At 64.6% G+C, this 10,162-nt stretch carries 11 protein-coding genes; 10 read left to right on the top strand and 1 reads right to left on the bottom strand.

The genetic code is table 11. The annotated features are described in order from the left end of the window. Positions 1 to 46: 46 nt before the first annotated feature. The 9 genes from V7N12_RS12280 (at position 47) to V7N12_RS12240 (ending at position 8,410) form a co-directional block, all read left to right on the top strand. Positions 47 to 871 (top strand): hypothetical protein, encoded by an 825-nt coding sequence (locus tag V7N12_RS12280; RefSeq protein WP_333714887.1) that lies wholly within the window; start codon positions 47 to 49, stop codon positions 869 to 871. Positions 872 to 1,007: 136 nt separating this feature from the next. Beyond that, on the top strand, positions 1,008 to 1,985 hold the full coding sequence (locus tag V7N12_RS12275; protein WP_333714886.1) for a membrane dipeptidase: 978 nt from the start codon (positions 1,008 to 1,010) through the stop codon (positions 1,983 to 1,985). Positions 1,986 to 2,158: 173 nt separating this feature from the next. After that, positions 2,159 to 2,863, top strand: a complete 705-nt coding sequence (locus V7N12_RS12270; protein WP_333714885.1) for an ABC transporter permease — start codon at positions 2,159 to 2,161, stop codon at positions 2,861 to 2,863. 5 nt (positions 2,864 to 2,868) lie between these two features. Next, entirely contained in the window at positions 2,869 to 3,573 is a 705-nt protein-coding gene (locus tag V7N12_RS12265) for an ATP-binding cassette domain-containing protein (RefSeq protein WP_333714888.1), read from the top strand. Next, entirely contained in the window at positions 3,570 to 4,376 is an 807-nt protein-coding gene (locus V7N12_RS12260; RefSeq protein WP_333714884.1) for a substrate-binding domain-containing protein, read from the top strand. The genes V7N12_RS12265 and V7N12_RS12260 overlap by 4 nt, the downstream gene beginning before the upstream one ends. Before the next feature lie 78 nt (positions 4,377 to 4,454). Then, on the top strand, positions 4,455 to 5,891 hold the full coding sequence (locus V7N12_RS12255; RefSeq protein ID WP_333714883.1) for an alpha/beta hydrolase: 1,437 nt from the start codon (positions 4,455 to 4,457) through the stop codon (positions 5,889 to 5,891). A 62-nt stretch (positions 5,892 to 5,953) separates the two neighbouring features. Further along, on the top strand, positions 5,954 to 6,724 hold the full coding sequence (locus V7N12_RS12250; RefSeq protein WP_333714882.1) for a LamB/YcsF family protein: 771 nt from the start codon (positions 5,954 to 5,956) through the stop codon (positions 6,722 to 6,724). Positions 6,725 to 6,726: 2 nt separating this feature from the next. Next, positions 6,727 to 7,416 carry a 5-oxoprolinase subunit B family protein gene (locus V7N12_RS12245; RefSeq protein ID WP_443089964.1) on the top strand — a complete coding sequence of 230 codons (690 nt, stop codon included), beginning with the start codon at positions 6,727 to 6,729 and terminating at the stop codon, positions 7,414 to 7,416. Then, positions 7,409 to 8,410, top strand: coding sequence for a biotin-dependent carboxyltransferase family protein (locus V7N12_RS12240; RefSeq protein ID WP_333714880.1), 1,002 nt, complete (start codon positions 7,409 to 7,411; stop codon positions 8,408 to 8,410). Before V7N12_RS12245 ends, V7N12_RS12240 begins: the two co-directional genes overlap by 8 nt. 4 nt (positions 8,411 to 8,414) lie before the next feature. Here V7N12_RS12240 and V7N12_RS12235 read toward each other — a convergent pair whose 3' ends face one another. Further along, positions 8,415 to 9,038 (bottom strand): TetR/AcrR family transcriptional regulator, encoded by a 624-nt coding sequence (locus tag V7N12_RS12235; protein WP_333714878.1) that lies wholly within the window; start codon positions 9,036 to 9,038, stop codon positions 8,415 to 8,417. Between the two features lie 123 nt (positions 9,039 to 9,161). On the opposite strand from V7N12_RS12235, the gene V7N12_RS12230 reads away from it, so the two are divergent. Beyond that, the coding region (locus tag V7N12_RS12230) for an efflux RND transporter periplasmic adaptor subunit (RefSeq protein WP_333714877.1) at positions 9,162 to 10,162 on the top strand (1,001 nt) is incomplete at its 3' end.

Genomic DNA, 10,162 nt, shown 5'->3' with positions numbered 1-10,162 from the left:
CGAGAGTTTCAACCGCGCCCTTTCCATTCTTTCAGGGGACTGACCCATGCTCCGTTTGCTTGCTCTCGCTTGCCCATTGCTGGCCCCCGCAATCGCCATGGCCTGCAACCCGCCGACCATTCTGATCGAGACCAATGGCGATGCGACCTATATGTCGCCTGAAACCGACACGCGCCCCGCGCTCGAAGACATCTTCGGGCCCGCGCCGCGCCCCGACATGATCCTTGTCGTGGACAGCCGGACACGCGGCGGCACATGGATCGAACCTGATGTGCTAGGCGGGTTCGGTGCCATCATGAACGCCTCGGAACTCTATCCTGTCTACAGCGGTCCTGACGCATGTCGTCCGCCGGAATTGCCCATCGCGCTGCCCGAAGGCGCGCCGCTGGAGGCGCCGATCGACCTTTTCCCCGATGAGCCGACCGAGACAGGCCCCCGCAGCGGGCTTTGGCAGGCCAAGGTCGGACCGACCGCGATGGAAGGCTGTCCTGCCACGATGGCCAGCGCCTTCCCCGCTTCGGGCGGCGCGCTTGCGGGTATGACAGGCGAACCCCGGCGGATGGTGTTCAGCAGCCCGTTTCATCCCGACACGCTGGAGTTGTCGCAGACGACAGGGGTGCGCTGGCAGGCGGCTGGCGAAAACCGATGGGTCACCACGGATATGGGCGCACAGGCCTTTGCCCAGATCCCGCAAGGTCAGGGCGGCGGTTCCCGGATCGTCTGGACGCTGACCGTCGTGTCGCCTGCCGAGATATCTTTCCGGCGCGCCATCGAGATCGTCTTTCCCGCCGAGGCCGCCGCGCTGATGGGGGCCTCGCCCGATGGATGCCGCGTCACGGGCACAGACCGCTGGGTCAGGATCGGCGACTAGGGTGCGGCCCTGCGGCTGATGCCCTGCCAAGCTCTGTTGCCCTGAACCTTGCGGTTGCCGCCTTAAGCTGCGAGGCTTGCAGCATGGCGCACGTCATCCAGTCGCGCCTGTCAGCTTTTATCGGCAAGAGCCCACCATGGTCCTGATCGACTGCCTGCAATATGCCAACTGGTCTGAAAAGATCTTTCGCCAGATGCGCGCGGGCGGCGTCGATGCGGTGCATGTGACCATCGCCTATCACGAGACATTCCGCGAAACCGTTCTGAACATCGAAACGTGGAACCGCTGGTTTGCACAATTCCCCGACCTGATTTTCCACGGCGCATGGGCCAGCGATGTCGCATTGGCGCGCGAAACGGGGCGGACGGCGATCTTCTTCGGCTTCCAGAACCCCAGCCCGATCGAGGATGACATCGGGCTGGTCGAGGTGCTGCACAAGCTGGGCGCGCGGTTCATGCAGCTGAGCTACAACAACCAGTCGCTGCTGGCGACCGGCTGCTACGAGGCCGAGGACCCCGGACTGACCCGCATGGGCCGACAGGTGATCAAAGAGATGAACCGCGTCGGCATGGTCGTGGACATGAGCCATTCTGCGGACCGGTCCACGATGGAAGCCGCCGACCTCTCTGAACGGCCCATCGCCATCACCCACGCCAATCCGTACGACTGGCACCCGGCCTTGCGCAACAAGCGCGCAGAGGTGATCCGTGCGGTGGTGCAGAATGGCGGGATGATGGGCTTTTCGCTTTATCCGCATCACTTGAAGGACGGGTCGGCCTGCCGCTTGGCAGACTTCTGCGCAATGGTGGCGCGGATGGCCGAAACCCATGGGGTGGATCATTTCGGGATCGGCTCGGACCTCTGTCAGGACCAGCCGGACAGCGTGGTGCACTGGATGCGCACAGGGCGCTGGACCAAAGAGACCGACTTTGGCGAAGGCTCAGCCGACACCCCCGGGTTTCCGCCCATGCCCGCGTGGTTTCAGGACAACCGCGATTTCGGCACGATCGCGGGTGACCTGAAAGAGGTCGGCTTTTCCGCAAACGAGGTCGCCAAACTGATGGGCGGCAACTGGCTGCGGTTCTTCGAGCAAGGCTTCGTCCCGCAGAGCTGACGCCGCCTCATCGTTTCCGACAGGAAATTGGTCGCATTGTGCGACACATCCCGCCGCCAGATCACCCTAAACCGGACCATGCAAGGCGATTGACCGCCTTGTGCGGTCGACCGGCATGGCGCAGGTCTTGGACGGCAAGGCCGCGCGCGGCTGATGGGAGAGGGCGGACCTTCATGGTCGATCTGTGGGAGGGGTTGTTTCAGGCGCTTTGGCTTATTCTGGCGCTGGATGCCGAATTGGCGGACATCGCCTTGCGGTCGCTCTATGTGACGCTGAGCGCGCTGGTGATCGCCTGTGCCATCGGCTTTCCCCTTGCCGCCCTGCTTGCGGTGCGGCGCTTTCGCTTCCGGCGCACGGTGATCGCGGTTCTCAACGCGCTGATGGGTCTGCCGCCGGTGGTTGTCGGGCTGCTGGTCTATATCCTGTTGTCGCGGTCCGGCCCCCTTGGCGTGCTTGGCCTGCTCTTTACGCCCACGGCGATGATCATCGCGCAGGTCGTGATCATGGTGCCATTGATCGCCAGCATCGCGCATCAGTCGCTGAGGGATCTCTGGCAGGAATACCATGACCTGCTGATCTCGATGAATGTCACGCAAGGCCAGAAACTGCGGACATTGCTTTGGGATGCCCGCCGCGCCCTGCTGACGGCGGCGCTTGCAGGCTTTGGCCGTGGCATCGGCGAGGTCGGGGCCATCATGATCGTCGGCGGCAATATCGACAACGTCACCCGCGTGCTGACAACGGCCATCGCGCTGGAGACCGGCAAGGGCGAATTCGCGCTGGCGCTTGCGCTGGGCTTTGTCCTGATCGGGCTGACGATCACCGTCAACCTGTTGATCCACGGGCTAAGCCGGACCGAGCGGGATGGCCGCTGGTGAGCGGGATGTTCCCATTGGTCGTGCAGGGCGCCGAGGCCCGCCGAAAGGGCGCGCGCCTGATCGGTCCGGTCGATCTGACGCTGGGCGGGCAGGGGGTGACGGTGGTCATCGGTCCCAACGGGGCCGGCAAGACGACGCTTCTGGGGCTGTTGCACGGCATCGTCCGGCTGGCAGAGGGGCAGATCACATGGCAGGTCCCCACCGAAGCCGCGCGCCGCGCGCAAAGCTTTGTCTTTCAGCGTCCCGTGATGCTGCGGCGGTCGGTTCTCGACAATCTGGCCTATCCGCTGCGGATCAGGGGCCTTCGTCGGGCATCGGCGCAAGAGACAGCGGTCGCCTGGGCGGCACGGATCGGGTTGGCAGGGGCCGAGGATCGCCCCGCAACCAGCCTGTCGGGCGGAGAGCAGCAGAAACTGGCGCTGGCCCGTGCCCTGATCACGGCCCCCGAACTTGTCTTTCTCGATGAACCCACCGCCTCGCTCGACGGTCGTTCCACCCGCGAGATCGAGTCGCTGTTGCAGGAACAGCGCGCGGCGGGCACCCGCATCATCATGTCGACACATCACATGGGGCAGGCGCGCCGGCTTGCCGATGATGTCATCTTTCTGTGCGGCGGCAAGATCGTCGAAACCGGCCCCGCAACGGACTTCTTTGAAACCCCCCAAAGCGCGTTGGCGCGCGCCTTTCTGAACGGAGACATACTGGAATGAAAAAACTTGTCGCAATCCTCGCAATCCTCTGGTCGTCGCAACTTGCGGCGCAGGAGGTCATGAAGATGGCCGTCACGACCTCGTTCCACAACTCGGGACTTGCCGAGATCCTGTTGCCGGAAATCCGCAACGATCTGGATCTGGAGGTGCAGCTTCTGGTCGTGGGCACAGGGCAGGCGCTGCAACTGGGGCGGGCGGGTGATGTGGACGCGGTCCTCGTCCATTCCCGCACCGCGGAAGAGGCCTTCGTGGCCGAAGGCTATGGCACCCACCGGCGCGAGATCATGTATAACGATTTCGTCGTGATCGGACCCGGCGATGATCCCGCAGAGATCGCGGCGGCAGAGGGTATCGCCGATGCGATGACCCGTGTCGCCATGACCGAGGCGCCCTTCGTCAGTCGCGGCGATGACAGCGGCACGCACCTGCGCGAACTGTCGCTTTGGCAAGTCGCCGACCGCGACCCCGCGACTTTCGGCCCCTGGTATCGCGCTGTTGGCGCAGGCATGGGTGCGGCCCTGAATACGGCGGCCGACATGAACGCCTATATTCTTGCGGATCGCGCAAGCTGGCTCAACTTCGGGAACAAACGCGACCTTGCGCTGCTGTTTGAGGGCGATGCGGCGCTGTTCAACCAATATGGCTACCTGCCCGTCAATCCGGCGCTGCATGCCCATGTGGCTGCGGATCAGGCGGCCGCGCTTGAAGACTGGCTGACCAGCCCGCGCGCCGCGGCCCTGATCAACGGCTATCAGATCGGTGGCGAGCAACTCTTCGTCTTCAATGCCCAACCGAAAGAGTGATCTTGGGGGCTGGACCTGTGCCGCCGCAGACTATCTGATCTGGTCTCGGCCCTGCTTGGCATATGAAGGTTCCTTGATTTGCGCCTGATCGTCTCTACCCTGCTGATCGTCATTTCGGTCTTCGTGCTGGAAAGCGCGCGCAGCGGGGTGGAGGTGACGCATGTCCGCCTCGGAGAAACACCTGTCACCGCCTATGCCCGTGCGGGGGCGGATGGGCCTGTCATCGTCATCGCCCATGGCTTTGCCGGGTCGTCCCAGATGATGCAGGGCTATGCGCTGCCGCTGGCACAGGCCGGATACCGTGTCTTCGCGTTCGACTTTCTGGGCCACGGGCGGCACAGGGTGCCGATGTCCGGCGACGTGAACGCGATCGAGGGGACGACACGGTTGCTGGTCGCGCAGACCCTCGCCGTGATCGAGGCTGTGGCAGAGGAAGGCACCCCCGTTGGTCTGCTTGGTCATTCCATGGCGACCGATATCCTTGTGCGGGTGGCAGACGAGATCGACACCCCGGGTCCGCTGGTGCTGCTGTCGGCCTTTTCGCAAGAGATCACGGGCGCGCATCCCGACAACCTGTTGCTGCTGGTCGGCGCATGGGAGCCGGGCTTGCGCGCATTCGCCCTGCAGGCGCTGGGGATGGTCGACCCCGAAGCCGTCGCAGGGCAGACCCTTGCCGGGGGCGACGTGACTCGCCGAGCGGTGGTCCTGCCGATGATCGAACATGTCTCGATCCTGCAAAGCCGTGCGGGGCAGCGCGAGGCCCTTGCATGGTTCAATGCCGGGTTTGAAGAGCAAGGGACCGCGCGCATCTGGCCGATGGGGCCTGCCATCGTGGGGCTGCTGATCGGGCTTGTTGTGCTCTTTGTGGGTCTGTCCCGCAGGTTGCCACGCTTGCGGATGCCGGAACTGGACTTGTCGGTCAGACAGCGTGCGCTGGTGGTCCTGCTGCCGATGGTCGCGACGCCACCGCTTGGCATGATCCTGAACCCCGGTCTGATGCCCGTGCTGGTGGCGGATTATCTGGCGGTGCATCTTCTGGTTTACGGGCTGATCCAACTGGGGCTGCTGGTCTTTTGGCGGGCGCGCTTCGGGGCGGTCTCGGCGCTTGGGTTCGTCTGGCTGATCGCGGGCTGCGCCGTCTTTGCGGTGGCGCTTGACCGCTATGCCGCGAACTTCTGGCCGACGGGCGAGCGGCTGTGGATCATCGCCGCCATCGCCCTTGGGGCGATTGCCTATTTTGTCGCCGATGCGCGGCTTTGCCACCGCGCCTCACGCGGGTTTCGCTGGTTGTCGCGTCTGGCATTTCTCGCCTCGCTGATCATTGCCGTCATGATCGATTTTGCGGGGCTGTTCTTTCTGTTGATGATCGCGCCGGTGATCGTGCTTTTCTATCTGGTATTCGGCACCATGGGCCGCGCGGTCAGTCACCGGACAGGGCCGCTGGCCACGGGGCTGGCGCTGGGGCTGATGCTGGCATGGTCGCTGGGCGTGTCGTTTCCGCTGTTTCAGGGCTGACGGACTTTCGCTTGCGGGTTTTCCCCGCTATCAGTGGGGCCCGGCACAAGGGAAGAAGGCCAGTGACAAAGATTGATCTGAACGCGGACCTTGGCGAGGGCTATGGCCCGTGGTCCATGGGGGACGACGGTGCGATGATGCAGATCGTGACCTCTGCCAATATCGCCTGCGGCGGCCATGCGGGCGATCCCGCGACCATGGCGGCGACCTTGCAGATGGCCAAGGAGAGCGGTGTCAGCGTCGGCGCGCATCCGGGCTATGCCGACCGATTGGGTTTCGGCCGCAGGGTGATTCCCATGACACCGGATGAGATCGGCCTGCTCTGTGCGGCACAGATCGGGGCGCTGATGGGGGTTGCCGCACAGGTCGGTGTGACGGTCGCCTATGTCAAACCGCATGGCGCGCTGGCCAATCTTGCGGCCCGCGACCGCAGTGTCGCCGACGCCATCGTGCAGGTCGTCAAACGGATCGACCCCGCGATGGCTTATCTGGCGATCTCGGGCACCGAAAGCGAGGCCGCGGCGCGTGACGCAGGGTTGCGCGTCTTTTCGGAAATCTTCGCCGACCGCGGCTATCTTGCCAGCGGGCAACTGGTTCCGCGCGGACAAGAGGGGGCGATGATCCACGATCCGGAAGAGGCCGCCGCGCGGTTGTTGCAGGTCCTGCGCACCGGTCTGATGCCCGTCATCGACGGTGATCCGATCCCGCTTGCCGCGCACTCGATCTGTGTGCATGGCGACAGCGCCGGGGCCGTCACCATGGCCCGCCATATCCGCGCGCGACTGGCGGCGGAAGGTGTGACGCTGCAAAACTTCGTCGCCGGCGCGGGATGACGGTGCAGGCAACCTTCCGTCCCGTTGCCGAACATGCGCTGCTGGTATCCTTCGCAGCCGAGATCAGTGAAGCCGCCCATGCGCAGGTGCTGACGCTCGAGCAGGCGATCGCCACCGCCGCCCCGGCGGGCGTGGTCGAAACGGTGCCGGCGCTGGTCAATCTGCTGGTCTGTTTTGATGTCCTGACGACCGACCATGCGGCGGTCGAACTGGCCGTGCGCGCCCTTTTGCGCGAACCCCACAGTGAGGGCGTCAGTGGCAGGACCCATCGTGTCGCCGTCTGCTATGAACCACCCTTCGCCCCCGATCTCGACGCCGTTGCCAGCGCCACCGGTCTCGGCGCAGAGGCGGTGATCAATGCCCATCTTGCGGGTGACTACCATGTCCTGATGTATGGCTTCGCCCCGGGCTATGCCTATCTGGGAGGCCTGCCCGACAGTATCCGCGTGCCGCGCAAACCGGCCCCGGTCCGTGATGTCCCTGCGGGCAGTGTCATCATCGCGGGGTCGCAGTGCCTTGTCACGACACTTGTCATGCCGACGGGCTGGTCGATCATCGGACGCTCGCCCACGCCGATATTGACGGGACAGGCGGACCGCCCGTTCCTGTTCGACGTCGGGGACCGCGTGGTGTTCGACCGGATCGGTCTGGATGCATGCGAGCGCCTGATGTCCGGGCACACCCATGTCTGAGGCGCGCCTGTCCGTCGCCTTCGCCGGGCCCCTGGTCACGCTGCAGGATGGCGGGCGGCGGGGTCATCTGCGCTTTGGTGTGCCTGCCTCCGGTGCCATGGACCGCTTGGCCTTCGATGCGGCCAATGCGGCGCTGGGCAATCCGCCCGGGCAGACCGTGATCGAGGTCTCGCTGGGCGGTGTGATCCTGCAGTGCACATCGGGGGCTGTCTCGCTTGCGGTCACGGGCGGCGCATTCGTCGTCGAACACGGATCGCGCAAGCGGCGGTCGTGGACTGTGTTGACGCTGGACAGGAGCGACAGGCTGGCAGTGCGGGCGGGCGAAGGCGGGTCCTGGGCCTACATCGCTCTGGCCGGAAAGATCGCGGGCGCAACATGGCTTGGCAGCCAGGCGACCCATGCAAGCTCGGGTTTCGGTGGTGGTGCGTTGCGGTCGGGACAGGTCCTGGCCATCGAAGAGGCGCAGACCCGCGACGACCGGCTGGGTGATATCCCCCAACCGGCTTTCATCGGCGCAGGCCCCATCCGCACCGTCATCGGGCCGCAAGACCACCATTTCGCCAAAGAGGCCGTGGCGCAATTCCTTCAAACACCTTTCACCGTGACCGATGCCTATGACCGCATGGGGATGCGCCTGAAAGGGGCCGCGCTGCACCCGCAAGGGGCGCTGTCGATTCCGTCCGAGCCCGTGATGCGCGGTGCCGTGCAGGTATCGGGCGACGGTGTGCCGACGGTTCTTCTGGCGGACCATCAGACAACCGGCGGCTATCCGAAGATCGCGACGGTCCTGTCCTGCGAGACCGACCGGCTGGTGCAGCGCAGGTCGGGTCAGGATGTCAGGTTCGCACAGGTTTCCGCAGAGCAGGCCGTGGCCCAGGCGCGGGCTTATGCGCAGGCACGGGAAGACTACCTTGCCGAGATCGCCGTGCCGCGCGGCACGCTTGAGCAGCGACTGATGCGCGAAAACCTGATTTCGGGTTGGGGCGGCGTCTAGACGCTCAGGGCGCCAGCATCCGTTGGGCGATTTCGTCGAGCATCAGGTCAAGATCGGCACCGCCGCCCATGTCGGCAAGATGCGGATCGGCCAGCAGAAAGCTGAGGCCGTGGACAAAGCCCCACAGGGCGAAGCCGCGCCGCCGCACCTCGGGGGTGATGGTTGTCTCGCCGATGCATTGCGCAACCTCGCGCAGGACGATCTCGAATGTCGCCTCGCCCACGGCCTGCATGCGCGGGTCGTCACAGCCGTCCGTAAATCCGCCGAACTTGAGCCGGAAAAGACCGGGTTCGGTGAGGGCGAACATCACGTATTCCCGCCCAAGCGCCTTGATCCGTTCCGGACTGCCGGGCGGGATCCCCTCAAGCGCGGCAACCATGTTGTCGCGATGCCGGACCATCCCTTCCATCACCATCTCGGTGATCATTTCGGCCTTGTCCTTGAAGTGCTTATAGGGTGCCGCCGTTGACACCCCCGCAAGGCGACAGGCATCGCTGACCGAGAAACCGTCCGGCCCCTTTTCCTCGACCAGCTGGCGCGTGGCCTCGATCAACCCCGAGCGTAGATCGCCGTGGTGATAGCCGGATTTGCGCAGTGCTGCGGGCTTTATGGTCTCACTATGCTTCATGGGCCTTGTTGTCTCAAAAATATTTGGACTTGTCAAAGTTAGAACGTCTAACTTATGAAGTTAGTGACACTAACATAAACGATTCGCAAGTGATCGGATGCTGGACGGGAAAGGTGAAGGAACATGCGGGCGACACTGAAACTGATTTGGCGACGCTTTCTGCGGGTCAGCTTGACCTTGATCGTTGCCGCCTTCGCCGCCTTCGCGGTCGTGATCGGCAGCCAGCAAATCTCGCGCCTTTCTGCCGCAGCGCCCGACCCCGTGGCTGCGCCGCTGACACCTGTCGCCACAACGCCCGTCGCCCTGTCGTCTTCATATACGGTCGAGCGGCGCTTCATCGGCCAGGTCGAGCCACGCCGGACCGTTCCTGTCTCATTCGAATTGGGCGGGCAACTCGCCGAGATCCTTGTCGGGGAAGGCGATGCCGTTATGGCAGGGCAGCCTTTGGCACGGCTTGATACGCGCCTTCTGCAAGCCGACGCCGAAAGGCTGGCCGCCAGCCGCGCCGCACTGGACGCGCAACTGACCTTCGCCCTGCAGACCATCGCGCGACAGGCTGACCTCAACGACCGCGGCTTTGCCAGCACGGCGGCCCTTGACGAGGCACGGGCGCGTGTCGATGAACTTCGCGCGCGCATTGCCGAAGTCGATGCAGGGTTGTTGTCCAACGCCATCCAGACCGAGAAATCGACAGTGCATGCGCCTTTCGACGGCCGTGTCGCGGCGCGCTTTGTCGATGGGGGTGAAAGCGTCGCACCGGGTCAGACCATGGTCCAGATCGTCGAGCAGGGGATGCCCCTCGTCCGTGTGGGCCTGCCGCTGGACCTTGACGCCGCCGATCTTGCCGAAGTCGTAATCGACATCGACGGCCAGCTCTACCCTGCGACCCTCTCTGCGCTGCGTCCTGACGTCGATCCACAGACACGGACGCGCATGGCTCTTTTCGCCATCGACACCACGACGGACCTCGCCTTCGGGCAGACGGCGCGACTGATCCTGACCGAGACCCACACCGAAACCGGTCTTTGGGTCGCGGCAACCGCCCTGCAAGAAGGGCTGCGCGGGCAATGGACCCTGCTGGCCGTCGATGCGGACCACATCGTGCGCGCGGTCTCGGTGCAGGT

Origin of the sequence: Yoonia sp. (genome assembly GCF_036770585.1) — a bacterium.
Classification (GTDB): domain Bacteria; phylum Pseudomonadota; class Alphaproteobacteria; order Rhodobacterales; family Rhodobacteraceae; genus Yoonia.
The sequence above is the reverse complement of the archived record's forward strand: the minus strand, read 5'-3'. Positions and strand labels throughout refer to the sequence as shown.